Annotated in this window: 19 protein-coding genes and 1 pseudogene; 6 read left to right on the top strand and 14 right to left on the bottom strand. The window is 61.9% G+C overall.

Going from position 1 to position 26,783, the window contains the following annotated elements; translation table 11 throughout:
- Positions 1-80: 80 nt before the first annotated feature.
- Positions 81-1,457, bottom strand: a complete 1,377-nt coding sequence (locus NKI97_RS09835) for an aspartate aminotransferase family protein (RefSeq protein ID WP_352743585.1) — start codon at positions 1,455-1,457, stop codon at positions 81-83.
- Positions 1,458-1,623: 166 nt separating this feature from the next.
- On the opposite strand from NKI97_RS09835, the gene NKI97_RS09830 reads away from it, so the two are divergent.
- Positions 1,624-2,742, top strand: coding sequence for an NAD(P)/FAD-dependent oxidoreductase (locus tag NKI97_RS09830; protein ID WP_352743583.1), 1,119 nt, complete (start codon positions 1,624-1,626; stop codon positions 2,740-2,742).
- Positions 2,743-2,963: 221 nt separating this feature from the next.
- Positions 2,964-3,971: a cell division protein FtsZ gene (gene ftsZ, locus NKI97_RS09825; RefSeq protein WP_023677189.1), complete on the top strand. Its 1,008-nt coding sequence runs from the start codon at positions 2,964-2,966 to the stop codon at positions 3,969-3,971.
- 43 nt (positions 3,972-4,014) lie between these two features.
- On the opposite strand, the gene NKI97_RS09820 is transcribed toward ftsZ, so the two are convergent.
- From NKI97_RS09820 to NKI97_RS09790, 7 genes and pseudogenes are all read right to left on the bottom strand, one after another.
- Entirely contained in the window at positions 4,015-5,031 is a 1,017-nt protein-coding gene (locus NKI97_RS09820) for a phosphotransferase family protein (RefSeq protein ID WP_352833767.1), read from the bottom strand.
- Between the two features lie 7 nt (positions 5,032-5,038).
- Positions 5,039-6,280, bottom strand: coding sequence for an acyl-CoA dehydrogenase family protein (locus NKI97_RS09815; protein WP_352833844.1), 1,242 nt, complete (start codon positions 6,278-6,280; stop codon positions 5,039-5,041).
- Between the two features lie 223 nt (positions 6,281-6,503).
- On the bottom strand, positions 6,504-8,645 hold the full coding sequence (locus NKI97_RS09810; protein ID WP_352743579.1) for a beta-galactosidase: 2,142 nt from the start codon (positions 8,643-8,645) through the stop codon (positions 6,504-6,506).
- An 18-nt stretch (positions 8,646-8,663) separates the two neighbouring features.
- Positions 8,664-9,803: an ABC transporter ATP-binding protein gene (locus NKI97_RS09805; RefSeq protein ID WP_352743577.1), complete on the bottom strand. Its 1,140-nt coding sequence runs from the start codon at positions 9,801-9,803 to the stop codon at positions 8,664-8,666.
- A gap of 61 nt (positions 9,804-9,864) precedes the next feature.
- Positions 9,865-10,715, bottom strand: a pseudogene (locus tag NKI97_RS09800) (carbohydrate ABC transporter permease).
- The gene (locus NKI97_RS09795) at positions 10,715-11,599 is read right to left on the bottom strand and encodes a carbohydrate ABC transporter permease (protein WP_352833764.1); all 885 of its coding nucleotides are present in this window, start codon (positions 11,597-11,599) and stop codon (positions 10,715-10,717) included. The pseudogene NKI97_RS09800 and the gene NKI97_RS09795 overlap by 1 nt, the downstream one beginning before the upstream one ends.
- A gap of 71 nt (positions 11,600-11,670) precedes the next feature.
- A complete protein-coding gene (locus NKI97_RS09790) occupies positions 11,671-12,942 on the bottom strand; it encodes an ABC transporter substrate-binding protein (protein ID WP_352473206.1) in 1,272 nt (423 codons plus the stop codon).
- Between the two features lie 243 nt (positions 12,943-13,185).
- On the opposite strand from NKI97_RS09790, the gene NKI97_RS09785 reads away from it, so the two are divergent.
- The gene (locus NKI97_RS09785; RefSeq protein ID WP_352452364.1) at positions 13,186-14,388 is read left to right on the top strand and encodes an ROK family transcriptional regulator; all 1,203 of its coding nucleotides are present in this window, start codon (positions 13,186-13,188) and stop codon (positions 14,386-14,388) included.
- A 26-nt stretch (positions 14,389-14,414) separates the two neighbouring features.
- Here the strand turns inward: NKI97_RS09785 and NKI97_RS09780 are convergent, their stop codons facing one another.
- From NKI97_RS09780 to NKI97_RS09755, 6 genes are all read right to left on the bottom strand, one after another.
- Complete coding sequence (locus NKI97_RS09780) at positions 14,415-15,785, bottom strand: alpha-glucosidase/alpha-galactosidase (RefSeq protein WP_352833760.1); 1,371 nt, start codon at positions 15,783-15,785, stop codon at positions 14,415-14,417.
- Between the two features lie 21 nt (positions 15,786-15,806).
- The gene (locus NKI97_RS09775; protein ID WP_352452369.1) at positions 15,807-17,474 is read right to left on the bottom strand and encodes an ABC transporter ATP-binding protein; all 1,668 of its coding nucleotides are present in this window, start codon (positions 17,472-17,474) and stop codon (positions 15,807-15,809) included.
- Positions 17,475-17,484: 10 nt separating this feature from the next.
- Entirely contained in the window at positions 17,485-18,618 is a 1,134-nt protein-coding gene (locus NKI97_RS09770) for an ABC transporter permease (RefSeq protein WP_352452365.1), read from the bottom strand.
- A gap of 1 nt (position 18,619) precedes the next feature.
- Entirely contained in the window at positions 18,620-19,627 is a 1,008-nt protein-coding gene (locus NKI97_RS09765) for an ABC transporter permease (protein ID WP_352452370.1), read from the bottom strand.
- Between the two features lie 112 nt (positions 19,628-19,739).
- Positions 19,740-21,824, bottom strand: coding sequence for an ABC transporter substrate-binding protein (locus NKI97_RS09760; RefSeq protein WP_352743573.1), 2,085 nt, complete (start codon positions 21,822-21,824; stop codon positions 19,740-19,742).
- A 119-nt stretch (positions 21,825-21,943) separates the two neighbouring features.
- The gene (locus tag NKI97_RS09755; protein ID WP_352449637.1) at positions 21,944-23,410 is read right to left on the bottom strand and encodes an alpha-glucosidase/alpha-galactosidase; all 1,467 of its coding nucleotides are present in this window, start codon (positions 23,408-23,410) and stop codon (positions 21,944-21,946) included.
- Positions 23,411-23,609: 199 nt separating this feature from the next.
- Between NKI97_RS09755 and NKI97_RS09750 the strand changes: the two genes are divergently transcribed.
- The 3 genes from NKI97_RS09750 to NKI97_RS09740 all read left to right on the top strand — a co-directional run bounded on the left by NKI97_RS09750 (position 23,610) and on the right by NKI97_RS09740 (position 26,468).
- Complete coding sequence (locus NKI97_RS09750; RefSeq protein WP_031211896.1) at positions 23,610-24,485, top strand: AraC family transcriptional regulator; 876 nt, start codon at positions 23,610-23,612, stop codon at positions 24,483-24,485.
- Positions 24,486-24,990: 505 nt separating this feature from the next.
- Positions 24,991-25,428 carry a CBS domain-containing protein gene (locus NKI97_RS09745; protein WP_352472517.1) on the top strand — a complete coding sequence of 146 codons (438 nt, stop codon included), beginning with the start codon at positions 24,991-24,993 and terminating at the stop codon, positions 25,426-25,428.
- Between the two features lie 113 nt (positions 25,429-25,541).
- On the top strand, positions 25,542-26,468 hold the full coding sequence (locus NKI97_RS09740) for an NADP-dependent oxidoreductase (RefSeq protein WP_352449638.1): 927 nt from the start codon (positions 25,542-25,544) through the stop codon (positions 26,466-26,468).
- The last annotated feature ends 315 nt before the right edge of the window (positions 26,469-26,783 follow it).

The following is a 26,783-nucleotide window of genomic DNA, read 5'->3' as shown; positions in this document are numbered from 1 at the left end:
CAACGGGTGTGGAGGGTAACCTTCTGCCAGCCGTCGCCGAGGCGTTTTTGTTTTCAGGTTTCAAAATCGACTTTGCCTATTCAGCTCTGCGATCGGACCTGCTTGGCGGCAGCCTCGAGCGACCGTTCAAACGCGTCGATCACCTGGTCGACCTGCGGCTCGGTGATGATCAGCGGCGGGCAGAAAGCCAGCGCATCGCCCATATTGCGCGAGATGACGCCGTTCTGCTGCATGAAGCCGTTGACGAGTCCGCCCAAGGCACCAACCGTGCCCCACGGCGTCTTGTTCGCCTTGTCGCTGACCAGCTCGACCGCCGCGATCAGGCCGACGCCGCGCACCTCGCCGACAAGCGGGTGCGAAGCGAGCGTGCGCAGCCGCTTCTGCAAATGCGCGCCGACCGCACGCGCATTGCCGACAAGGTCGCGCTCCTCGATCAGCTTCAGGTTCTCGAGCGCGACCGCTGCCGCAACAGGATGGCCGCCGCCGGTGAAGCCGTGGCCGAAGGTGCCGATACGGTTGCTTTCGTCGGCGATCGGCTCAAATACCTTCTCGTTGATCAGCAGGGCCGAGATCGGCAGGTAGGACGAAGAGATCTGCTTCGACAGCACCATGATGTCGGGCCTGATGCCGAAGGTCTGCGAGCCGAACATCTCACCTGTTCGGCCAAAGCCGCAGATCACCTCGTCGGCGATGAGCAGGATGTCGTATCTCCATAGCACCGCCTGTATCTTCTCCCAGTAGCCGGCCGGCGGAACGATGACGCCGCCGGCGCCCATGATCGGTTCGCCGAAAAAGGCGGCGATGGTTTCCGGTCCTTCGGCGAGGATCAGCTTTTCCAGCTCGTCGGCAAGCCGCGTCGAAAACAGCTCTTCGCTTTCACCCGGCAGCGCCTCGCGCCAATGGTGCGGCGTCGAGGTGTGCAGCACATTGGCGATCGGCAGATCGAACGAAGTGTGGTTGTTGGGCAGTCCGGTCAGGCTCGCCGAGGCGATGGTGACGCCGTGATAGCCCTTCTTGCGGCTGATGATCTTCTTGCGCGCCGGCTGGCCGAGCGCATTCGACCGGTACCAGATCATCTTCATGGCCGTATCGTTGGCCTCGGAGCCGGAATTGGTGAAATACGCCTTGCTCATCGGTACCGGCGCCATCTGCACCAGTCTCTCGGCGAGATCGATCAGCGGCGAATGCGATTTGGAGCCGAAATCGTGATAGTAAGGCAGCTTCGACATTTGCCGTACTGCCGCATCGACCAGCCGCTTCTCCGAAAAGCCGACCGCGACGCTCCAGAGCCCCGCCATCGCCTCGATATAGCGGTTGCCGGCAAGGTCCTCGACATAGATGCCGTCGCCCTTCTCGATGACGAGCGGCCCCGACTCCTGATGCTTGCGCGCATTCGTATAGCCATGCATGTGAAAGCTTATGTCGCGGGCTTCGGGTGAATTCGGTCTTGCGTCCATGACGGCTCCTGTGCTGCACGCGGAACAGTCCTGCCGCCGGTCCGGCTCAGCAGGTCCCCGTGCGTTATGCCGTTTGATGCATCTTTCTCGAACGGTATAGTGTCAAGCGCTTTCGACAGGGCCAGCGGATGGATGGACGCATGCAGAACTTCGGCTTGACCTAACCGTGGACCATGTCGACTGCATTGTCGCCGGCGCCGGCGTTGTTGGCCTGGCGATCGCGCGAGAGATGGCGCAGCGCGGCATCGATACGCTGGTCCTGGAAGCCGAGAGCGCTATCGGCACCGGGACAAGTTCGCGCAATTCCGAGGTCATCCATGCCGGCCTCCACTATCCGGTTGGATCGCTGAAAGCCCGGTTCTGCGTGGCCGGCCGGGAAAGACTCTATCGCTATTGCGAGGAGCGGGCGATCCCGCACGCGCGCTGCGGGAAGGTCATCGTTGCCACAAATGCCGAACAGGAGCCGGTGCTCGCCTCAATCCGGGCCAATGCACGCGCTTGCGGCGCCGGCGACCTGTTGCGCTTGAGCGATGCCGAGGCGCATACGCTGGAGCCCAGCCTTAAGTGCACGGCGGCGCTGCTGTCGCCCGCCACCGGCATCATCGACAGCCATGCCCTGATGCTCGCCCTGTTGGGCGACGCCGAGGAGCACGGGGCGGCACTTAGTCTCAACACGCGCATCGCCTCCGGCCGCATCGAAGCAGGCCGCGTCGTGCTCGAGACGGTGGACGCTGCCGGCGGCGAGCGCTTCGAGATCGCCACTCCGCGTTTCGTCAATGCCGCCGGGCTTGGCGCGGCAGCACTTGCAGGTTCGCTTGAAGGGCTCAATCAGCAATTCGTGCCAAAGCTCCATTATGCCAAGGGCAATTATTTTTCGGTGGCCGGCCGGGCGCCCTTCTCGCGATTGGTCTATCCGGTGCCCGAACCCGGCGGGCTCGGTGTTCATCTGACGCTCGATCTCGACGGCGTCGCCCGCTTCGGGCCGGACGTCGAATGGACCGATCAACTCGACTATCGCGTCGACCCGGCTCGTGGCGAGCGCTTCTACAGCGAGATCCGCAAATACTGGCCGGACCTGGCCGATGGCAGCCTGCAACCCGCTTACAGCGGCATCCGGCCAAAACTGTCCGGTCCCGGTGAGGCCAATGCCGACTTCGTCGTCCAGGACGTGGCGGTGCACGGCGTGGATAGCCTGGTCAATCTGTTCGGCATCGAAAGCCCCGGCCTGACCTCCTGCCTGACGATTGCCGACCATGTCGCGCAGTGCCTCGCGCCGAAGTTGTAGCGTGCGGCGCCACGCGCCATGATCTGCACTGTATCAAGGCGCATTGCGTGAACTTTCAGACGCAAGTCGCCTATGAGGCACATCGCGCACTTGCAGCCCGCTCCGCGCTCTGATTCCCTGCATTCTGGGCTGTCCTGATTCGCACTGCCCGGTTCAGAGTTTTCGCAGTGCGCCCGGGACAAGCTTCCAGCGACCACTCGGCGTATCCAGGGAGAACGGCAATGAACACCGCGACGAGGCCGGTAATCTCGGAGATGAGGCCCAAGATCACCGTCGTCGGGGTCGGCGGCGGCGGCGGCAACGCCGTCAACAACATGATCGCCGAAGGCCTGCAGGGTGCGGAATTCATCGTCGCCAACACCGATGCCCAGGCCCTTGCCATGTCGAAGGCAACGAGGCTGATCCAGTTGGGCGCTCATATCACGGAAGGTCTCGGCGCCGGGTCCCTGCCCGAGGTCGGCCGTGCCGCGGCCGTGGAATCCATCGACGAGATCATGGATCACCTTGCTGGAACGCACATGTGCTTCGTGACCGCCGGCATGGGAGGCGGAACCGGCACCGGTGCCGCGCCTGTTATAGCGCAGGCAGCGCGGGCAGCTGGAATACTGACCGTCGCAGTCGTTACCAAGCCATTTGTCTTCGAAGGCAGGCGCCGCATGTACGCTGCCGATGAGGGCATCGAGCGCCTGCGCGAAAGCGCCGATACCGTCATCGTCATTCCCAACCAGAACCTGTTCAGGATCGCCGACGCCAGAACCACGTTCGCCGACGCCTTCGCCATGGCCGACCGGGTCCTCTATGCGGGTGTCGGCTGCATCACCGATCTGATCGTCAAGGAAGGCCTGATCAATCTCGACTTCGCCGATGTGAAGTCGGTGATGCGCGACATGGGCCGCGCCATGATGGGGACCGGCGAGGCCGCCGGAGAAGGCCGCGCCAAGAAGGCGGCGGAAGCGGCAATCGCCAACCCGCTGCTCGACGAAGCTTCGATGATGGGCGCCAAAGGCGTCCTTGTCTCGATATCGGGCGGCATGGACATGACGCTGTTCGAGGTCGACGAAGCCGCTACCCGCATCCGCGAGGAGGTCGACAACGATGCCGACATCATCGTCGGCGCCATCTTCGACAAGGCACTCGCCGGAAAATTCAGGGTGTCGGTCGTGGCGACCGGCTTGCGGCGTGGCCTGGAGATTCCACTGCTTGCCGAACCGGAAGTTCGCATGAACTGAACGCGTATCGCTGCAACTCGCTCAGCCGACTGCCAGCCTCGCGTCACCAGGGCCGCGCGCCGTCGATGACTTCCATGGCGCGTACAGCAAAACAGCCGGCCAGCGGTGCCACATCCGCCGCATCGGCCGCAACCGCGCTGCCGGCCAGCACGCGGTCGGCGATGCCGACGAAGATCACGGCAAAGCGGAACATGGCAAACACCAGATGGAACCGCTGCAGCGGCGCCGTCGGCACGGCGTGGGCGAAGTAATGATCGAGGAATTCGCGCTGTGTCGGAATCCCGAGGGCTGCCTGATCAAGCCCGAGGATGCCGCCATATTCGTCCGATGAGGAATGCCAGGGCATCGAGCAGAAGCCGAGATCAGCAAGCGGATGGCCGAGGGTCGATAACTCCCAGTCGAGTATGCCGATGACCTCGGGCCGCTCGGGGTGAAAGATGAGATTGCCGAGACGGAAATCGCCATGCGCGATCGAAACGTGGCCATCATCTGGCGGAAGATGTCGCGGCAGCCATTCGGCGACGGCTTCGAGCGCGGCAATGCGCTCGCTCGGCGACTCCCGCAACTGTCTGGTCCAGCGCGCGATCTGTCGCTCAAAATAGTTCCCGGGACGGCCATAGTCGCCGAGCCCAACCTCTTCCGGCCGGACGGCGTGCAGCTTTGCCAGCGCCTCGGCCATGCCGAAATAGATGCCGCGCCGCTCGTCCGGCGTCAGTCCCGGCAACGCGCCATCGTGGAACACCCGGCCGTCGAGCCGCTGCATCAGATAGAACGGCGTGCCGAGCGGCTCGTCGCCGTCGTGATAGAGCACCGGCCGCGGCACCGGCACCTTTGTCGATGCTAGCGCCTCGATCACACGGTACTCGCGATCGACCGCATGAGCGCCGCGCAGGATCGGTCCCGGAGGTTTCTTGCGCAGAACCATGCGGCGGCCGCCATAGTCGACGAAATAGGTCGGGTTGGATTGGCCGCCGACGATCCGCTCAAGCGACATTTGGCCATCGCCAAAATGCGCTCTCAGAAGATCCTCCAGGCGTACTGGATCGAAATCCATCCTCATTGCCGGCTCAGCGGTTCCCGCCGCGACCTGTTTCGTCTTGTCTGCCGGCTTCGACATGCCAGCGCCAGAAGCCCGCACCTTCCTCGTTGAGAAAGCGGTTGAGCACCATCTTGTGGACCTCGTCGGCGCCGTCGACCAGGCGAGCCTGGCGGGCGTAGCGGTAGATCCATTCGAGTACAGTGTCTTTCGAATAGCCGCGGGCGCCGTTGATCTGGATCGCCACGTCGGCGGCGTCATGCAGCACGTTGGCGACCTGGATCTTGGCCATGGAGACCTCCTTGCGGGCAAAGCCGCCGCGATCGAGCTCCCAGGCCGCCTTCATCACCAGCAGCCGCCCGATCTCGATGCGCATGGCAAGGTCGCCGAGCATCAGCTGGATACTCTCACGGTCGGCCAAAAGCTGCCCGAAACCGCTACGCTCGGCGGCATAGGCGCGCGCGATTTCGATGCAGCGCTTGGCAACGCCAAGCCAGCGCATGCAATGGGTAAGCCGCGCCGGACCGAGCCGGACCTGTGTAACCATGAGGCCGCTGCCTTCGCCGGCAAGCACATCCTCGACCGGGACTTCAAGACCGTCGAATTCCAGCTCGCAATGGCCGCCATGTTCTTCCGGTCCCATGATCTCGATGCGCCGCAGGATCCGCCAGCCCGGCTGATCCTTGTGGAACAGCAAGGCCGAAAGGCCGTGACGCGGATCGTCCGAAGTGCGCGCTACGAGAATGAAGTGGCTCGCCTCTTGCGCGCCGGTGATAAACCATTTGCGGCCTTTGACGACATATCTGTCGCCACGCCGTTCGGCTCTGGTCATGATCATCGAGGGGTCGGAGCCGCCGCCCGGATGCGGCTCCGTCATTGCGAAAGCCGAACGCACCTTGCCCTCGACGATCGGCTTCAGCCATCTTTGCTTCTGCTCCGGCGTTCCCAATCGTTCCAGCACCATCATGTTGCCGTCGTCGGGGGCCGCGGAATTGAACACGACCGGACCGAAGATCGAGCGGTTCATCTCTTCATAGCAGACGGCCATATCCACCTTGGAAAGGCCGGCCCCGCCGGTCTCGGGTTTGAGCTGCAGGCACCACAGGCCGGCTGCTTTCGCCTTGCCCCGCAGCGTTTCAAGCAGCGGCAGCGCAATATTGCCATGGCCGTCATAGCAAGCCTTGTCAGCCTCGAGCGGCAGGATTTCGCGCTCGACGAAATCGGCGATCCGGCTGCGGAAGGCCTCGGTTCGGACGGAAATGTCGAAATTCATGGCGCTCACAAGGATGAAACGAGATGCCGCCATCGGCTCCGATGGTCGCGCCGGTAGTGTAACTGCCGTCGTTGAATGGGAGCAACAGCAGTTCGCCGGCCGTTCCTTGCGCACGTCAAAGCGCCGGTTCGATATGGATCGATGCCGGCGTGCTGCCGATGGCGGTCGAATTCCAGGATCAAAGAGTACTCAGGTTTCGTATGGCTAACGTCCGCGACAATGCTCAGATCAATTCGAGGACAGCGCAGCCATAGCCGTCCAGCGTCAACACTCCGGAGACAGGTCCTTCGCTATCGAGCAGGTTGCTGCCGAAGGGAACGCCGGTTACCGTAACGGGCGTGTCTTTGACGTTTTGCACGAACAGCAGCCGGCGTTCGTCATTCTCGCGCATCGTGACCTCGACGCCGTCCGGCAGATCCGGAACCAGAGGCTCCACATTCGCATCCACGAAAGTGCGCGTAGCGAGTTGAGCTGTCAGCTCCGGGGTTAGATAAGTGCCGACATAGAGCACACGGCCCTTGCCGACGGCGCGGGAGGTAATTGCAGGCGTTCCCGCCGCATAGCGGTTCGACCAAACCCCTACAATTTCGACTTCCGGTTCGACTGCGAGGTTCTCATAGAAATAACCGGCATCGAACTCGTGGTTTCCGACGGTAAAACGACGGATACGGCGGCTGGATTCGGCCGGTCTGTCGGGAGGAATGACGAGCCCGCCGGAGCGCGACATGGTATTGAACAGGCCATTGGCCCCAGGTGCCGCCAGCCGCCCGAAATCCTCGACGCGAACGCCGGTCAGCTTCGACAGCGACTGGCCCGGCGCTGTCTCGCGGATGACGTGGTTGTTTTCGTCGCGGGTTCCCGTGCGCGCGCCGATGATGACGGTACCGCCATTTTCGGCAAAGGCTTGCAGCCGCCCGGTCCAGCTGTCCTTCCAGATCACCCAATGCGGCACGTAGAACACCTTGAGCTTCGACAGATCGTCTTCCGGGTGGATGAAGCCGCAGGCGATGCCGCGGTCATAGCAATACTGATGCAGCAAGGTTGCGTCATCCTGCGGACTTGGCAGGCCGATGGGGAAGGTCTTGTGGGCTTCCTGATTGTCGAAGTCCGAGCCGGCGATGCCGACATCCATCCGCACATGGGTGCCCAGGATCTTGTCTTTAAGCGCCGTCATCTCGGTGGCGAACTGCCTGGCTTCGTCATAGCGGCGGCGAGCGACATCATCGTGATCGATGATGCCCATCCAGTATATCTCGGCGCCGAAATGCGCGGGGCGCCAGCGGAAGAACATGATCCCATCGGCGCCACGCGCAACCGACGACATCGCCATGCGTCGCATTTCGCCCGGCTCCGGCGTCAGCGTGCAGAAGCCCGGCTGGGCGCCAAAGCCCGACTGTTGTTCCGGCACTATGTAGTTGCCGGAAAATCCCCTGCAGATGTCGAGATGCAGCGCCTGGATCTTGGCGTGATTGCCGAGGCGAAAGAACTCGTCATAGAGGAACGGATAGATGTCGTAGCCGACGAAGTCGAGATCGGTGGAGAATTGGCCGCGAAAGTCGATGTCACGCAATCCGCCGAGATTGTGGAAGATGAACCAACCGGCATTCGCTTTTCTCAGGATCTCGACCTGGTCGTGCTGGAACCGTGCTGTCGAAAAGGCGAGAAAACGGTGGTAGTCCTGGAGGTGACCGGGACCGGGAAAGGACGGTGAGAATTCCAGCGGGAAGACAATTTCGCTGAAATCGCCGTAAGCCGTCGCCCAGAAGTCGCCACCCCAGGCGAAGTTCAGCCTGTCTATCGTCTGGTAGGTTTCCTGGAGATAAGCCTGGAATTCCTTCAATGCCGACGGCGAGTAGGATTCCGGCATGCTGGTGTTGAGTTCGTTGTCGGTCTGCCAGCCAATGACATTTGCGTTGTCGCGGTAGTGGTCCACCATCGCCCTGGTAATCTTGCGGCTATAGTCGCGAAACACCGGGCTGCTGGTGTCGGCATACTGGCGCGAGCCGTGGCCCATCGACCGGCCATTTCCATCAAGCCGCAGGATTTCCGGATGCTTTGCGGTCAGCCAGCGCGGCGGGGTGGCGGTCGGCGTGCACAGGATCGTGTTGACGCCGTGACGCGCGAGGCCCTCGATTGCCCGGTCGAACAGGTCGAAATCGAAGGTGCCTTCACGCGGTTCGAAAATGTGCCAGGCGAATTCGCCGAGGCGGGCGACGTTGAAGCCGGCCTCGGCCATGCGCCGGGCGTCGTTGTCCCAGTAACTCTCGTCCACATGTTCGGGGTAGTGCGGCGCGCCGACCAGAAAGCGGTCGGTCTGGATCGTGCGCCAGACCGACAGGGCGCGGCCTCTTGAAGTCTTGTTCACGAAGGATACTCCTGCAGATCAGTCGGTGATGGTGGATTTGCGGGCACTGATTGTCCGCTCATCGACAGAGGAAAAGAGATAGACGTCACGCGGCTCGACCTTGAAGCCGACGGTCGCATCGGCAGCGACGGCACTCGCATGGCCGATCTGGACGGTGACGTTGCCGCTGCCGCTTTCAGAACTGACGCATTGCAGCGGGCCGGCGTCGGCATAGAGGATGGTCTCGCGGCCGAGATGCTCGACCAGCCGCACCCGTGCGGCAAAACTCGCTGTCCCTTCCGCGGCCAAGCTGATGCTCTCCGGCCGAATCCCCATCGTCACCCTATCGCCGACCTGTACGGATGCCGCTTCCGTCAGTTCGACAGTCAAAGGAGAAAGACCGGCGGTCGACAGCGTGGCGGCGCCGCCGGAGACAGCGGCGACGGTCACTTCGAAAAAATTCATCCGGGGTGCGCCGAGGAAGCCCGCGACGAAAAGGTTGGCCGGATTGCGATAGAGTTCGAGCGGAGCGCCCACCTGCTCGACCGAGCCGCGATTGAGCACGACGATACGGCTCGCCATTGTCATCGCCTCGGTCTGGTCGTGCGTGACATAGACCATGGTGGCGCCGAGCCTGGCGTGCAGATCGGAAAGCTCGACGCGCATCTGCGTGCGCAGCGCTGCGTCGAGGTTGGACAATGGTTCGTCGAACAGGAACACGTCGGGCGAGCGGGTTATGGCACGGCCGATCGCCACACGCTGACGCTGGCCGCCGGAAAGCTGTTTCGGCCGCTTGTCGAGCTGGTCGGTAATGCGAAGGATCTTGGCGGCTCGCAGCACGGCGGCATCGATCTCGGCCTTGGGGCGATGCGCCATGCGCAGGCCGAAACCCATGTTCTCGGCGACGGTCATATGCGGGTAAAGCGCATAGGACTGGAAGACCATGGCAATGCCGCGCTCACCCGGCTCGGTGGTGGTGACATCACGGCCGTTGATCAGAATCTTACCGGTCGAGACGGTTTCAAGCCCGGCGATGATCTTCAACAGCGTTGACTTGCCACAGCCGGACGGCCCGACGGTGACAATGAACTCGCCCTGTTCGACGCTGAGATCGATGCCGCGCAGCGCGTGGTAGCTGCCATAATTCTTTTGTATCTGCCGGAGTTCAAGACTGGTCATGGAGCCCTGCTTGCGAAATCAGTTTCGGATCGGGTGGGCGACGCCTTGAAGCCATGGTCGCTCATCCCTTGACCGCTCCCATGGTGAGGCCGGTGATGAAGTGCTTCTGCATTAGGAAGAACATGGCAACCGGCGGCAAGCCACGACGATGGTGCCGGCCGAGATCAGGTTCCAGGCCGAAACCCATTCGCCGCGCAGGTTGGCCAGGCCAGCGGTTACCGGTTTGACGGTATCGCTGATGGTGAGCACGACCGCCCAGAAATAATCGTTCCAGATGAAGGTGAAGAGCAGGATCGCCAGCGCCGCAAGAGCCGGCCGCACCAGCGGCACCACGACATGTACCAATGTCTGAAACGGTGTCGCGCCCTCGGCCCTGGCGGCCTGAAACAGTTCTCCCGGCAACGCGGCGATGAAGTTGCGCATGAACAGTGTCGCAAACCCGGTCTGGAACGCGATGTGGAAGATGATCAGGGCCGCCATCGTGTCGTAGAGGTTGAGCCGCACCATGAGATCGCGCACCGGGATCATCATGATCTGGTGCGGCAGGAAGTTTCCGCCGACGAACAGGGCGAAGACGAGCATATTGCCGCGAAACCGGTAACGGGCGAGCACGAACCCAGCGAGCGTGCTCAAGATGAGAACGCCCATCACCGAGGGGATTGTGATCGTCAGGCTGTTGAGGAAGTAGCGGGCCATCGGCGTCTGGGTGAAGACCGCCGTGTAGTTGTCGACCAGGCCGAATTGGGTCGGCCAGCCCCACAGATTGCCGCCCATGACATCCTGCGTAGAGCGGAACGAGGTAAGAACGATGGCAAAGAGCGGCGCCAGCCAGACAATCAGGATGCCGACCACCAGCACGACATAGAGGCCACGCTGCCAAATAGCAGTTTCGGGAATCGGGCGGGGAAACATCAGCCGCCTCTTTCATCGGCGCGGATCATCCGCGTCAGGTACCAGGCGATGAAGACCGCCATGATCACGAACAGCACCGAGGCAATGGCCGCGCCATAGCCGAAGCGGTAGGAAAATATGGACTGCTCGAACATCTGATAGGCAAGCACCTCGGACGAACCGAAGGGGCCGCCGCTGGTCATCACCGAGACCATGTCGAAGGAACGCAGTGCGCCGACGACAATGACGGCGATGGCGATAAAGGTGACCTGCGTCAGCTGCGGCAACACGATGTGGCGCAGCATGTTCCAGCCCCTGGCGCCGTCGACCCGCCCGGCGCCGATCAGGTCCTCGCTGAGATTGTTGAGGCCGGCGAGATAGAGCACCATGCAGAAGGCGATCTGCGGCCACAACGCTGCGATCACGACGGCGAAGGTGACGAAATTTTCATCCGACAGCACTGCCGGGGCGGTCGCGCCGAAGGTGCGGAAGATCAGGGCGAGAAGTCCGAATTCCGGCGTATAGACCCAGGTGAAGACCACGCCGACGGCAACCGAAGCCAGCACCAGCGGAATGAAGAACAGCGATTTGAGCAGGCGCATGCCGCGGATTTTCTGGTTGACGAGCAGCGCGATGGCGAGGCCGAGCGGCGGCGCCAGCATGAACATCACCAGCCAGATCAGATTGTTCTTCAGCGAAACATAGAACTGCGGGTCGGCGAACAGTTCGCGGTAGTTGCCAAGGCCGATCCAGACCATCGGGCTGAATCCGTCCCATTCGTGCAGGCTGATCCATAGGCTCTCGACCGCAGAGGCCAGAATGACGACGGAAAACAGCACAGCGGCTGGCAGGATCAGAAGTGTCGGTGTCAGCCACCAGCGATGGCGGCGCCAAAGCTTCGTCATTTTGGGAGACCTCATTCACGGAATGCATCGGGGAGCAGAGCACGAACCCCGCTCCCCTCCGCTGGGAGGCGCTAGATCTTGAAGATCCGGCGACGGGTTCCCTCGAGACGCTGAAGAATGGCGTCCCGGCGCTCCGGCTTGGCCATGAATTCCTGGAAGCCGACCAGGCCGGCCTGGGCCATGTCGGGATCAGTATCGCGGTCGTAATATTGCGACGTGCCGGCCACCGTCTTCAGGCTTTCCACAGCCGCGTTGACCAGCGGGTCCTTGCTGGCCGGAAGGTCGTTGCGCGGCGGAACGTTGCCGCCGGGTTCCAGATAGGGGCCGAAATTTTCCGGCTGGTAGAAGAAGGCGAGGAACTCGCGAGCACCCGCCTTGTTCTTGGCGTTGGCCGGGATGTGGACCGAATTGACCGAGAATTCTTCGTAGCGGTCGAGGGCGCCGTCAATCTTCGGGAAAGGGGCGAATGTCAGCTGCTCGAGATCCTGCTCAGGGAAAGTAGCTTTCACGAAGGCACCGAGGTTCATCATGCCGGCCTTCTTCTGGGCGAGGAAGGCGCCGGCCTCCTGCCAGCCGAACGACGTCTGATCCGGGGTGAAGAAACCCTGCTTGATCAGCTCTTCCCAGTGGTCGAAAACAGGCGTCAGCGCCGGGTCGGTGTAAGCCATCTTGCCGTTCATCAAGGCAAAATGCTTGTCGAGACCGTTGATCCGCAGGTTCATCTGGTCGAACCATCCGGCCGCCGGCCAGAGTTCCTTGGTGCCGATGCTGACGGGAATAAGGCCGGCAGCCTTGGACTTCTGGCCGTAAGCAAGGAATTCGTCCCAGGTCGCCGGCACCGTCAGTCCGTGCTCGGCAAAGACGTCCTTGCGATAGAACATGCCCCACATCGTGCCGCCAGTCGGCAGGCCATACTGCTTGCCGTCGACAGTGACGGCACCGGTCGTGGCACCCAGCACGTCCTTGTACTTTTCCTTCTCGAACAGATCCGAGATGTCGTCGAACAGGCCGCGGGTGACGAAGGCGCGCATGCGGTTTCCGGAGAACCAGAAGCAGACATCCGGCGCGCCGGCGACAAGGTAGTTGCGGATCGCGGTCTTGTGGGCCTCGTGATCCATATTGTTGATCACAACCTTGGTGCCGGACTGCTTCTCGAAATCGGCCGCGATGCGCCGCAAGATCCGCAGGGCATCGGCATTGTTTTCGTCTGAAATGATGGTGACTTCGCTCGACTGGCTGAGTGCCGGCATCGGGAAGCCCGCGAGAGCTCCAGCAGAAATGCCCCCGGCTCCCTTCAGGAAATTGCGCCGCGTCGACGGCTTTTCAATCCACTTGAACGTCATTGTTACTCCTCCCGTGTTGTCAATTCTCTACTGGCACACCGGCCGGCGCGGTTGTTCTTCTCAACGGCACGGCTCACCTCCCGGGCAAGGGAATATGCTTGCCCGCTGCTTCAGAGCGCGGTGACATTGCTAACCGGATTAATTTCGCTGACCCCCGGTTCGGGTGTTGAACAGTCGGGCAAACTTACGCATATGTTTTCTCGAGAGGCAATAATTAATTTACAAAATTAAGAAAGCAGATCCGTGAAGCTCAAGGGTGACCCGAGCACGACTCGGGCGATGAACCGCAGACTGATCCTCAATCTCTTGCGGCAGCAAGGAGCGCGCAGCCGGGCCGACATAGCGTCAGTTACCGGCCTTAGTCCGGCAGCGGTCACCTTCGTCGTGGCCGACCTCATCGAGGATGGCCTGCTGATCGAAGGCAAGACAGTCGTGGGCTCGGCTGGGCGCCGCCCTATCCCGGTGGATATCAACTATGCCAACGGCCTTGCCATAGGTTTCAAGCTGATGGTCGGATCGGTCGAATGCGTGGTCACCGATCTTGCGACCAATCCGCTGGGGTCTCTGCGCGTCAAGCTCTCGGACAGCGATCCCGACCATATCATAGCGACCTTGGCCAAGGCGGTACCGGAGCTGATTTCCATTGTCGATCGGCCCGCTGCCAAGCTTGCCGGGATCGGCGTTTCAATGCCTGGCGTCATAGACAACCAGAAGGCTGTATGTATCCGCAGCAATCGCTACAACTGGGACAACGTTCCCCTTGGCCCGATGCTGGCCGAACTGGTAGACGTCCCCGTGTGGCTTGAGGACGACACCAATGCCTATGCCATTGCCCAGCAACTCTTCGGCCTCGGACGCCAGCACCGCAATATGGCTGTGCTGGCGATCGGCGTCGGAATCGGCTGCGCGCTCGTCTTCGATGGCAAACTCTATCGCGGCGCGAACGGTGCCGCCGGCAAGTTCGGCCACAGCTCTTATGAGGAGAACGGCCGCCTTTGCGAGTGCGGAAAACGCGGCTGCCTGATGGCCTATTACGCCGAGCCGGCGGTCCTGCGCACCTGGCGCGAAGCCACAGGCCACGACGAAGCGCATTGCAAAGCCACCCTTATGGCAGCCTTGGCAGACCGCGAACCGCGAGCCGTCGCCATTCTCGAAGAAGCCGGACATGGCATCGGCCGGCATCTCGCCAACCTTGTCAACATCACCGACCCGGAGGTCATTGTCGTCGGCGGTGAAGCCGTGTCGTTTGGCGATGCGCTGTTTGGCCCAATGCGGCTGACGCTTGGGAAAAATACCTTTCGCGCGGCACCACCAATGCTGCTGGACTGGGAGGACAATTCCTGGGCAAGGGGAGCGGCTGCTCTCGTAACGCAGAAGCTCTTTGATTTCGAAACATCTGCCGGCAACGCCGCTCCGCTTTCAAAGCCGGCCCTATGGTCGGCATAGGTGAGTGAAACAGACAGCCCTGCGCCTCAGGCCGCCCGAACGCTGCGCGCTCCACGCGCCCAGGCCGGCAGCCAATCGCCATGCGCAACCAGCAAATCATCGACCAGCGACCATATCTGGTCGAGGTCGAGCTCGGCCGCCGTGTGCGGGTCCATCATCGCCGCGTGGTAGATGTGCTCGCGGTTCTCGGTCATCAGCGCCTGGACCGTCAGCTCCTGGACGTTGATATTGGTGCGGATCAGCGCGGTGAGCTGCACCGGCAGGTCGCCAAAGAACGTGGGTTGAATGCCGGAGGCGTCGACGAGGCATGGCACCTCGGCCGCGCAATTATACGGCAATGACGTGATGCAGCCATTGTTGCGGACGTTGCCGTAGATCACCGACGGCTCACCGGTCCAGACCGAGTTCATGATCGAGGACGCATATTCCTTCGACTGCTCCACTTCGATCTTGTCAGCCGAGCGATAGGCTTCCGCTTGCCCCTTCCAGCGTTCGATCTGCTCGATGCAGCGCTTCGGGTATTCGTCGAGCGGAATACCGAATTTCTCGATCAGATCCTCGCGCCCGTCCTTGATGAAATAGGGCGTGTATTCCGCGAAATGTTCGGAGCTCTCGGTGACGAAGTAACCGAGGCGCTTCAGCATTTCGTAGCGCACCTTGTTCGGGCAGCGCGGGTTCCATCCAGGCTTCGGCGCCCGCCCTTCGCTGTAGGCGCGCAGCAGATCCGGATAGAGATTGCGGTAGGAGCCGTCCGGCTGGCGATGCTCGAACTTCAGGTAGAAGGCCATGTGATTGATGCCGGCCGAGCGGTAGCGAATCTCCTCGTAGGGAATGTCGAGATCATGCGCCAGTTCCATCGCCGTGCCTTGCACCGAATGGCAGAGGCCGACCTGCTTGATGTCAGGGTATTTCTCCGCGATCGCCCAGGTGTTGATCGCCATCGGGTTGACATATTGCAGCATGATCGCCTGCGGGCAGACCGCGAGCATGTCCTCGCAGATCTTCCAGAGATGCGGCACGGTTCTCAACCCTCGCATGATGCCGCCGACACCGAGCGTATCGGCGATGGTCTGGCGCAGCCCGTATTTCTTCGGAACTTCGAAATCAGTTACCGTGCAGGGCTCGTAGCCGCCGATCTGGAAGGCGACGACGACGAAATCGGCGCCCGCCAGCGCCTTGCGCTGGTCCGAATAGGTTTCGGCTTTGGCCTTTACGCCAAGCGTCGAGATCAGCTTGCCGACGACGATTGCGCTTTCCTCGAGCCGTTGCGGATTGATGTCCATCAGCGCGATCGTCGAGCCGGATAAAGCCGGACGCTGCAATATGTCGCCGACGATGTTCCTCATGAACACCGTCGAGCCAGCTCCGATGAAAGCGACCTTGGGATTTCTTGCCACAACAACCTCCGGCATAAGCAATTAGGCTACCTCGAAAGCGGCTTTGACCAGCCGTTCGGTGTAAGCGGTCTTGGGATGGGACAGGACTTCGTCGACCGGCCCCTCTTCGACGATCTTGCCGTGCTGCATGACGATGACGCGGTGGCACAGCGCCCGCACGACCTTGAGGTCGTGCGAGATGAAGATATAGCTCAGGCCCCGTTCGCGCTGCAGCTTGCGCAGCAATTCGATGATCTGCGCCTGGACCGAGAGATCCAGCGCCGATGTCGGCTCGTCGAGTACGATGAATTCCGGTTCGAGCGCGACGGCGCGGGCAATCGCAATACGCTGGCGCTGGCCGCCGGAAAACTCGTGCGGGAAACGCGAGAGGATATCGCCGGGCATGCCGGCGCTGATCAGCGCCTCGCGCACCCGCTCGATCCGATCGTTCCTGGTGGCGCCCATGCGGTTGACGACCAGCCCTTCCTCGATGATCTGGCCGATCGTCATGCGCGGGTTGAGCGACGAGAACGGATCCTGGAAAACGACCTGCATGCGCGACCGCAACGGCCGCATCTGCGCCCGCGAACAGCCATGGATCGGCCGGCCATCGAAATAGATCTCGCCGCTATCCGTGGTGTTGAGCCTGAGCAACGCCTCGCCGAAGGTGGTCTTGCCCGATCCGGATTCGCCAACGAGACCCAGCGTCTCGTGCCGCCGAAGGGTCAGGCTGAGGCTGTCGACGGCGACGAGTTCGCGCAGGTCCGGCCTCATGAACGTGCCATGCCGCAGCATGAAGGAGACGCGCACATTCCTAGCTTCAAGAATAACGTCGGCGCCTTCCGGCAACGGATTTGCCTGGCCGCGCGGCTCGGAGGCAAGCAGGTGACAGGTGTAGGGATGCTGTGGATTGGCGAACAGCTTCTCCGTCACATTGTGCTCGCGCATCTCCCCATGCTGCATGACGTAGACATAGTCGGAGAACTGCCGCACCACGGTCAGGTCGTGCGTGATCAGGATCACCGCCATGCGCAGTTTCTTCTGCAGGTTTCGGATGAGATTGAGGATCTGCGCCTGAACCGTGACGTCGAGCGCCGTCGTCGGCTCATCGGCGATCAGCACATCGGGATCGTTGGCCAGCGCCATGGCGATCATCACACGCTGGCGTTGGCCGCCGGAAAGCTGGTGCGGGTATTGTTTCAGCCGCGCATGGGGCTCAGGAATCTGTACCTGCTGCAGCAGCTCGAGCGCTCTTGCTTCGGCCTGCCTGCGGCTCATCTTGCGATGCACCCGTATCGCCTCGACGATCTGGCTGCCGATCGTGTAGATCGGGTTAAGCGAACTCATCGGCTCCTGAAAGATCATCGAGATGCGGTCGCCGCGCAGTTTGCGCCGCGCACGCTCGGAAAATTTCAGGATGTTGGCCCCGTTGTATTCGACAGTCGATTTCGGTGACACGACTGCGCGCTTCGACAACAGTCCCATGACGGTGCGCGCCGTCACCGACTTGCCCGATCCCGACTCGCCGACAATGGCGATCGTCTCGCCGCGATAGAGCTGGAAGGAGATGTCCTTGACGGCTTCGATCATGCCGTGTTCGACCTTGAAATCGACGGCGATGTTGCGGGCATCGATGACCGGGTTTTCCGAACGGCCGTCATGGTCGAGCCGGACAGGCGGTGCGAAGGATTTGACGAGCGCGTGTTGCATCATGTCATGCTCAATAAGGATCGACCGCATCGCGCAGTCCATCGCCAAGCGCGTTGAACGCGAAGACGGTGACAAGCACGAAGCCGACCGGCGAAAGGATCCAGGGATAAGTGCCGATGACCGAATAGGTCGCGGTGTCTTGCAGCATCAGGCCCCAGGAGATCAGCGGCGGCTTCACCGCGAAGCCGAGAAAACCGAGGAAGGATTCGAGCAGGACGACGCTGGGGATTGCCAACGTGACCGCAACGATGACGTGGCTCATCACGTTTGGAAAAATATGCTGCATGATGATGCGGCCATCTGTGGCGCCGACCGCCATCGCCGCACGAACGTAGTCGATCCGCGCCAGTGCCAGGGTCTTGCCACGCACTTCGCGCGACATCTGCGCCCAGCCGAGTGCCGACATGACGACGATCACGAAGGCCAGGAAGACATTCGTCGGCGCCGTCACCGGAACCAGCGAGGTCAGCGCCAGATAAAGCGGCAATTGCGGAAACGCGAGCACCAGTTCGACGAAGCGCTGGACCCAGACGTCGAATGTGCCGCCGAAATAGCCCGACACCATGCCGACCGTCGTGCCGATCACGGTGACGATGAAGACCACGGTCAATGCGATCATCAACGAGATGCGCGAACCATAGATCGCACGAGCCAGCACATCGCGACCGAATTTGTCGGTGCCAAGGAAGTGCACCGGCTGGCCGTCGGTCGAGCCGAAGAAGTGCCGGTTCGCGGGAAGCAGGCCGAGCAGTCTGTACTCCGCTCCCTTGACGAAGAAGCCGAGCAGCCGCGGATGGTCGTAGTCCGGCCCGACGACGGGTTGGAAGGTAACCGGGTCGAGGTCTTCCGAATCCGCCAGGGCATAGACGCGTGGCTGGAAGACGAAGTTGCCGTCCTTGTCATGGAAGCTCATCACCTGCGGCGGGGCGAAGCCGACATCGGTCACCTTGGGATCCATCGGTGCGAAGAAGTCGGCAAACACCGCCAGCAGCACCAGAAACGCGACCAGGATGAGCCCGGCCATGCCGGTCCAGGACCGTTTCAGGCGGCGCCAGACGAGTGCGATGTAACTCTCATTGCCGCGCGGCTTGATCTTGGCCGGTTCCTCGGCAAGTGGCGGCAGCGAGGACTCGAAAGCAAGCATCTCAGGACCCTGCATATTGGCGCACACGCGGATCGAGCATGACGAGCAGCATGTCGGCGATGATGTTGCCGACGATCAGCGTCGCCGACAGCACCATCATGAATGTCGCCGTGACATAGACGTCGCCGACCGCCATCGAGCCAACGATCGCCGGGCCGACGGTCGGCAGGGCAAAGATGATCGCGGTCTCGATCTCGCCGGTCAGCATATAGGGCAGCACCACGCCCTGATACATGACCAGCGGATGCAGCGCATTGGGCACCGCATGGCGCATCACGACCGCACCGCCGCTGAGGCCCTTGGCGCGAGCGGTTTCGACATATTGCGCGTTCAGCGTGTCGAGCAGATTGCCGCGCATCACCCGCATGTTGTAGGCGAGCCCGCCGAAGGTGGCGATGGCGACAACCGGCCAGACATGCCGGACGAGATCGACGAACTTCGCCCAGGACCACGGCGCCCCGCCAAATTGCGGCGAAAAGAAGCTGCCGATCTCGGAGACGTTGAATTGGAAGACCAGCAAATAAACGATGATCAGCGCCATCAGGAAGCGCGGCACCGTCATGCCGAGGAAGGAAATCGCTGACAGCGTACTGTCGATCCAGCTGTACTGCCTGGTCGCCGCCCATATGCCGAAGGTGATACCGAGGACCGAGGCCAGCAGATGGCACACCAGCGCCAGGAGCAGCGTGCGCGGCAGCCGCTCGCCCACCACATCGGCCACCGGCTTATTGTAATAGAGGCTGTAGCCGAAATCGCCGCGGGTGATGATGCCGCCGATCCAGTTGAAATACTGGACGGGCAGCGGCTTATCGAGACCATGTTCTATCCGATAGGCCTTGGCCTGCGCGTCGGCCTCGGCGAATGAGGCCCCGCCCTGATTGATCAACTGCGAGCGGATGTAGTCGGCATAGTCGCCCGGCGGCGCCTGGATGATGGCGAAGGTGACCAGGCTCAGAATGGCGAGGACCGGGATCGCCGACGCTATGCGCGTGAGCAGGAATCGCAACATCGGTCGGTCCGCTTCCTTGTCTGGCCGGTCGCTCTCTTTGATCATACGGAGGTTTGCTTTGTGCGGGGGCCCCAAGGGGCGCGGCCGGAGTTCTCAGTCAGGGGAGGTAAACCTAGTTCATCGGGCCCTTGTCTCCGGGCTTGCCGGGAAGCTCTTCGGGGAACAGCTCGTACTTGGCCTGCTTGTCGGCAGCGACAAAGACCCGCTCGCGGACGATCGAATCCTCGGCCCAGTTGAACATGAAGATCGGCGTGCCCTGCGGGATGTTGGAGAAGCGTTTGTTGATGATCAGCGCGCCGGGATATTCCGTCAGGCCGACATTGTAGACGTGCTCGGTCGAGATCTTCTGGAACTCTCTCATCAGGCTGGCGCGCTCGTCATTGTCCGCGGACGAGACAAATTTGTTGACGATGTCGACGAGGTCCTTCTCGAAAGGCATCATATCGACCTCGCCGTTTTCCGGCGCACGATGGTCCCAGCTGGTTCGTGGACCGACCGGGGCCAGTTGATCGGTATTCTGGACGACGGAAGTCAGCTCCTGATCGTTGCGCCGTACCAGCCAGTCGAAGCGGCCGGAGTATTGCGAGGCATCGCGCTGGGTGCCGTTGAGTCCGTTCAGCACGATCCGCAGCCCTAGCTTTTCCATCTGGGCGACTATACCTTCGGCAAGGCTCTTGTCGGTGGTGTAGTCGTTGTTGACGAGCATCACGATCTCGACATTTTTGCCGCCGGCGGTACCTGCAGGAAAATTGACGAAGCCGTCGCCGTCCGTGTCCTTCAGGCCTGCCTTGGCGAGTTCCGCCTTGGCGCCTTCGAGATCGAAGGGGTAGTAGACCGTCGACTTCCGGTCGTAGAAGCTCGTGCCCGAGGATAAGCCGCCCGGATAGATGGCAGTGAACGGACCCTTGACCAGCGAGTCGCCGAGCGCCTTGCGGTTGAGCGCCATGGTGACGCCCTTGCGGAAGTCCTCGTTGCGGTTCAGCTCGCGTATCGCCTGTCCGCGCTCGTCGGGGTTGCCCCAGCCATTGGCTGAGAAATTCATGCGCAGATTATAGCCGATCAGCCGCGCGCCGAACGCAAGCCGTGCCGGTGCGTCCTTTTGCGCCGCGCGCTTCAGCGAGGCGACGAAGTTCTCCGGCTGCTCCAGATTGGAGAAGTCGCCGGCTCCCGCGACGGCCTGAACGTCGCGGTCGGCCCAGGTCGACAATTTGTAGTGCAGTTCATTGAGATACGGCAGCTGGTTGCCCTTCTCGTCGACCTTCCAATAGTACGGATTGCGACGCATGACGATGATGTCGTCGGGGCGGTATGCCACCGGCACCCAGGCACCCATCACCGGCATGTTCATATATTCCGGCGGGAACGCGTTCTTGAACTGCTCGTAGGTGTTCTTCGAATATTTCGGATGCTGTGGCTTGAGGATGTGCGACGGGCCCGGACAGAAGGTGCCGTAAGCCATGGCGTAAAGATATTGTTTCGGAAAGGCGTCCTTGAACGTCCACTCGACGGTGTAGTCGTCGATTTTCTTCAACGTCGTGCCGACGCCGAAGGTCTCCTGCGTCGCGCCGTTCAGCGGCGACACATTGGGGTCGATCACCTCGTCGTCCCAGTAGAACATCACATCGTCGGCGTTGAACGGAACGCCGTCCGACCATTTCGCGCCCTCGACCAGATGCATCGTCAGCGCGTGGCCGTCCTTGGACCAGTCCCAGCTCCTGGCGAGGTTCGGCAGCGGCTCCGTGTCCTTGGCCTCGACCTGGAACAGCGGCGCCGTGCGCGTCAGGCATTCGGAAAGGCCGATGTCGATGCCGCCCCAGCCTTGCGTCTGGCCGGCGCCATAGTTCCAACCCTCCGGCCGGCCGCCGATGACATGACGCATCGTATCGCCGTAAACGCCGATGCCATCCGGCATATTGCCGGTCTTGAAGACCAGCGGCTCCTTAGGCAAACGGTCCTTGACCGGCGGCAGCTTGCCCGCCTTGACGTATTTCTCGGTGACCCAATCCGGTTCGTGATATTCCGGCAGTGCCTTGAATTCCAGGATGGAGTCGCGCGCGACGTATTTGATCTTTCCCTCGGCGGGGAATTGCGCGGGCACCGGCGGCACGGTCGGCTCGGATGCATACGCGTTCAGCGCCGAGGCCGAGACGCTAAGCGCCAGCCCGGCGAGAATGCCAATGTTTCGAAAATTCCTCATCGTCTCTCCTCCCTGTTGTTCAGGAGCGCGTTGACGCCGCTCCATTTCTCCTCGAACGAATGTACAGACGGGTGCGGAAAATCCTCCCGAAAGCTCGCCGCGATCCGTCCTGGCGAAATTCAGACGGCCTGCTTGAGAGCCGTTTTTTCCGCACGCAATTCCTCGATCGAACGGACGTCGCGCCTTGCCGCACCGGCCCATTCGCGGGTCTTGATCCTGGATTTCGAAAGCCGTTCCTTCGCGGCCGGCACCGCATCGGCATATTGCGGCAGCCAGCGAGCCTGGGCGACGACCATTTCGTCCACCATCTGCCAAACCTCTTCCGGCGTCGAAACCGCGCCGACCAGCGGGTCGTGCAGGACCGCGAGCTTCAGCAGGTCGATATCGCCGGAGATCGCCGCATGAACCGACATGCGCTGGACGTTGATGGAGGAAATGCAAGTGGCGGCGCAGGCCTCCGGCAGCGTGATGCCGGAGGCCATGTTGATACCGAAGCGGTCGACGAAGCCGGGCGACTCGACGATCGCGTCCTGCGGCAGGTTGGTGATGATGCCGTTGTTCTTGACGTTGAAATGGCCGCGATAAACGCGGTTCGTCTCCAGCGCCTCGAGAATGTGGCTGGCATGCTCGTTGGAGCGCTTGGCGGGGTCGATCGGCCTCGCGGCGGACTCCAGAAATTGCGGGAATTCTGTTTCGAACCAGTTGCGCGTTTCGGTCGAATAGCGAAGGTAGCCGCCGGTCTCGCCGTGGATCCAGTCGGACATGTCGATCCAGCGGGTGATTTCGTCCGGCCGCTTGCGATACCAGGGCAGGTATTCGGAAAGATGGCCGTTGCTTTCGGTCGAATAGACGCCGAAGCGCTTCAGGACATCGATGCGCAGCTTTTCCTGCTGCGAATAGACCGGATGCGCCTCGAAGGCGGCAACCAGCTCGTCCTTACCGATCTTGCGGCCGTTGAGACGCAGGTCGATGAACCAGGTCTGGTGATTGATGCCGGAGCAGACGTAGTCGAGCTCGGTGCGCGACTTGGCGCCGAGCACTTCGGCGATCTGGTCGGCGCCATGCTGGACGCCGTGGCAGAGGCCGACGGTATCGACCCTGCCATATTCGATCGCCGCCCAGGTGTTCATAGCCATCGGATTGGCGTAGTTCAGGAATTTCGCCCCAGGCTCGGCGACTTCGAGAATATCCTTGCAGAAATCGAGGATTACCGGAATGTTGCGCTGGCCATAGAGGATGCCGCCGGCGCAGATCGTGTCGCCGACGCACTGGTCGATGCCATACTTCAAGGGAATTCGGATGTCGTCCGCATAGGCTTCGAGACCGCCGACGCGAACGCAGCTGATGATGTAGCGGGCGCCCTCGAGGGCAGCACGGCGGTCTGTCGTTGCCGTAACCTTGGTCGGCAGCCTGTTGAATTCGACGACCCTGTCGAGGATCGACTTGATCATCTGGAGGTTGCGCTCGCTGAGATCGGTCAATGCGAATTCGACATCCCTGAATTCAGGAACGCACAAAATGTCGGTGAAGAGCTTCTTGGTGAACCCGACGCTTCCCGCACCGATGATAGCGATCTTGAAACTCATCAGCCTCACCTCGACCTGATCGAACGCTAGGGCAAAGGCGGCGAAAAGAGGCCTGGCCCGCCTGCCACGCTATGCAGGCTGGAATCCAGCACTTCCTCCCATCCGCTCTTTGACCGCGGTTTCTTTTGCTTTTCTCGAGGGATTATGCGCCTTATTCGGCACGCGACCAGAGAAGGATTATGCTTTTAGGGGTAATTTTGTGCTGCGGAACTTGATCGACATCGGGCCGGCGGGCAGGACGGTATCGCTGCCGCGCGGGCGCCAGCGCCTACACACCATGCCGACAAGCACCGGCTATGAAGTGCGCGAGAACGAGGTCTACGACTGGGATGGGCGCAAGCGCGGCCTGACGCCGTTTACCGTGCTCCAGCATACGATCAGCGGCACTGGCCGATTGCGCTACGAGAACCGGAACTACCGCCTGCAAAAGGGCGACACTTTGCTGGTTCTCGTGCCGCACAACCACCGTTACTGGCTGGCCAAGGGCGAACGCTGGGAGTTCTTCTGGATATCGATGAACGGCGAGGAGGCACTGCGCATCCACAAGTCGATCCTTGCCGCCGTCGGTCCGGTGCTGCGGCTGCAGCCCTCGACGATCGATCATCTGGCTGATTGCAGTGTGCGCCTGATCACGGGCGCGGTCTCGCCGGGAGCCGCCTCGGCCGTCGCCTATGAAGCAGCCATGGCGCTCTACGACGATGTCTTCGGCTCGCATGCCGTCACCGACGACAAGAGCGCCATGCAGCCGGTCATCGATCACATCAGGGCCAATCTCGACAGGCCGCTCCGCGTTGCCGATCTCGCTGAGATCAGCGGCCTGAGCCGCGCGCATTTCTCGCGCTGCTTCGCCGAGAGTGAAGGTCTTCCGCCCGCCGAATTCGTGCTGCAGCAGCGACTGCAGCGCGCGGCGAAGTTGCTGACGAAGGCCGATTTCCTGCCGGTCAAGGAAGTCGCCATCATGTGCGGCTTTGAGGATGCCAATTATTTTTCGAAGGTCTTCCGCCGCCTCTACGGCATCAACCCGACGCAGTTCCGCACCAACGGGATGTATGCCAGCCTTGGAACCGCCCGATAGCCCGATAGATTGCACCGCGCTTGGCATCGGGTGCGGGAACGCTTTTGCTTCCCCTCGGTTTAGGACAAGAGAGCCTGCTCGCCGCTCCCGCACCCCCGCTCCGGCGGAGATCAGGCCACAAATGTTAGGGGAGTGATCGATGAACAACCCCGATCCGAACAACCCGAATCCACTGCCGGACAATCCCAATCCGGAGCCGGCCCGGCCGCCTGCCCCGCCGGAGACTCCGCCGGGAGAACCTCCAGGCGTACCCCCGCCCTCGCCGGATCCAATTCCGACGCCGGACCAGGAGCCGATCGGAGTTCCTCCCGGCACGCCTTCCGAAATTCCTTCGGAACCGACCTTTCCCGGGCCGACCGCCTGAAGGGCGGTCGGGTGGAGGATGGCAAGGGTGATTTCGGCGAAGCGCTCGAAACGGGTCTTGCCATGGAACGTTTTGCGCTGGCGCTCATTCACCCTTCCATCATGGAACCGGCGGCGGGCCCTGCAACCAAGGGAGGTTAAAATGAAAGTTGGCAACTGCATGACAAAGGACGTCGAGATCGCCAGTCCGCAGCAAACCCTGCGCGATGCGGCAGAAATGATGGGTCGCCTCGACGCCGGCGCAATGCCGGTGGGCGAGAACGATCGGCTTGTCGGCATGGTAACCGATCGCGACATCGCAATCCGCGGCGTCGCCCAAGGCAAGACACCTGACGCCAAGGTACGGGAAGTGATGAGCACCGAGGTCAGGTATTGCTTCGAAGACGAAGACGCGGAGGATGTTCTGCGCAACATGGCTGACCTGAAAGTGCGCCGCTTGCCGGTGCTGAACCGCGACAAGCGCCTGGTCGGCATCGTTTCGCTGGGCGACCTCGCCACCAACAGCGAGACGGCGACAGCAGGTGAAGCGCTGAGCGGCATCTCGCAACCCGGCGGCGAGCATTCGCAAACGATACACTGACGGCGCACCACCGGCCGGCCTTTGCTACGACCGAACCGCCGGCTGGATAGACGCCGGCCTGCCGGCGAAACTGTTCAGAGCGAACTGGACTGCAACCCGACGAGGAGCAAGCCATGATTACGATGAAGGCCGTCCGTATCCACGATTTTGGTGGACCGGAGGTTCTTTCGCTGGACGCGGTTCCGTTGCCTCAGCCGCATGACGACGAGGTCACGCTCAAGGTCTACGCGGCAAGCGTCAATCCCGTCGACTACAAGGTTCGCGAGGGCTCTTCGGGCGCGGATCTGCCCGTCACGCTCGGCCGCGACGTATCCGGCGTGGTGGAACTGTGCGGCACGCGGGCCCATACGCTGAAGAAGGGCGATCCGCTATATGCCATGCTCGGCAACGACCGCGGCGGCAACGCCGAATATGTCGTCGTCAAGGCAACGGAGGCGGCGGCGAAGCCGCAACGCTTAAGCCACGCCGAAGCCGCCGCCGTGCCACTTGCGGGCCTTACCGCGTGGCAAGGCCTTTTCGATCACGGCGGCCTCAAATCCGGGCAGCGGGTCCTTATCCATGGCGGCGCCGGCGGCGTCGGTCATCTGGCGGTGCAGTTCGCAAAGGCCGCGGGCGCGTTTGTCGCGACGACCGTGTCCGCGCAGGATTTCGATTTCGTCCGCGCGCTTGGCGCCGACCAGGCGGTCGATTACAAGAACCAGCGCTTCGAGGAGCTTGTCGAGGACGTCGACCTCGTCTTCGACCTGGTAGCGGGTGAAACACAGGACCGCTCGTGGGACGTGCTCAAGCCCGGCGGGACGCTCGTCTCAACGCTTTCCGAACCGTCGGCGGAGAAGGCCCGCCTGCATCGGGCTCGCGGCGTTTCCTATTTGACCAAGCCGAACGCGGCGCAGCTTGCCGAGATCAGCCGCCTCATCGACGCCGGGAAGGTCAGGCCATTCGTGCAGGCAATCTATCCTCTTGAGGAAGTCGCCAGGGCCGAGGAACAGCTCGAGAAGCAGCACACGCGCGGCAAGATTGTGCTTCAGGTAGCTGCCTGAGCACCCGCCGAACAACAGGCCGCAGGGCAGTTTGCGGAGTGCTCGGACACAGGCCGTTTTCTGCTATCCAGAAGCCCGGCGGCCGAGAGATTGACACAGGACGGCCCGCCGGGCCTGGCCGGCCTAGACAGGTGCCGGCTGAAGCAGCATGCGCCGGGTTTGCCGGGATGCGCAAATCAAACAAATCAAGGAGATGCAACGGATCGTGAGGCACGTCGCGACGACACCGTCGCACGGCCGACGTCAGTTAACTGCGAAGCGAAGCACACAGCGTTTACCGACAGGCGAGCCAGGTTCCTACCGGCCGCAAGCCGC

Source organism: Mesorhizobium sp. M0296 (genome assembly GCF_040321675.1).
Lineage (GTDB): Bacteria > Pseudomonadota > Alphaproteobacteria > Rhizobiales > Rhizobiaceae > Mesorhizobium.
Note: the sequence above shows the minus strand (reverse complement) of the source record. Positions and strands in the feature narration are given on the sequence as shown.

Coding starts and splice junctions, on each gene's coding strand:
- NKI97_RS09745 (WP_352472517.1), top strand. CDS start 24,991: ATGAAAGTTGGCAACTGCATGACAAAGGACGTCGAGATCGCCAGTCCG.
- NKI97_RS09835 (WP_352743585.1), bottom strand. CDS start 1,457: ATGGACGCAAGACCGAATTCACCCGAAGCCCGCGACATAAGCTTTCAC.
- NKI97_RS09790 (WP_352473206.1), bottom strand. CDS start 12,942: ATGACGTTCAAGTGGATTGAAAAGCCGTCGACGCGGCGCAATTTCCTG.
- NKI97_RS09740 (WP_352449638.1), top strand. CDS start 25,542: ATGATTACGATGAAGGCCGTCCGTATCCACGATTTTGGTGGACCGGAG.
- NKI97_RS09765 (WP_352452370.1), bottom strand. CDS start 19,627: ATGTTGCGATTCCTGCTCACGCGCATAGCGTCGGCGATCCCGGTCCTC.
- ftsZ (WP_023677189.1), top strand. CDS start 2,964: ATGAACACCGCGACGAGGCCGGTAATCTCGGAGATGAGGCCCAAGATC.
- NKI97_RS09805 (WP_352743577.1), bottom strand. CDS start 9,803: ATGACCAGTCTTGAACTCCGGCAGATACAAAAGAATTATGGCAGCTAC.
- NKI97_RS09820 (WP_352833767.1), bottom strand. CDS start 5,031: ATGAGGATGGATTTCGATCCAGTACGCCTGGAGGATCTTCTGAGAGCG.
- NKI97_RS09775 (WP_352452369.1), bottom strand. CDS start 17,474: ATGCAACACGCGCTCGTCAAATCCTTCGCACCGCCTGTCCGGCTCGAC.
- NKI97_RS09795 (WP_352833764.1), bottom strand. CDS start 11,599: ATGACGAAGCTTTGGCGCCGCCATCGCTGGTGGCTGACACCGACACTT.
- NKI97_RS09760 (WP_352743573.1), bottom strand. CDS start 21,824: ATGAGGAATTTTCGAAACATTGGCATTCTCGCCGGGCTGGCGCTTAGC.
- NKI97_RS09755 (WP_352449637.1), bottom strand. CDS start 23,410: ATGAGTTTCAAGATCGCTATCATCGGTGCGGGAAGCGTCGGGTTCACC.
- NKI97_RS09815 (WP_352833844.1), bottom strand. CDS start 6,280: ATGAATTTCGACATTTCCGTCCGAACCGAGGCCTTCCGCAGCCGGATC.
- NKI97_RS09770 (WP_352452365.1), bottom strand. CDS start 18,618: ATGCTTGCTTTCGAGTCCTCGCTGCCGCCACTTGCCGAGGAACCGGCC.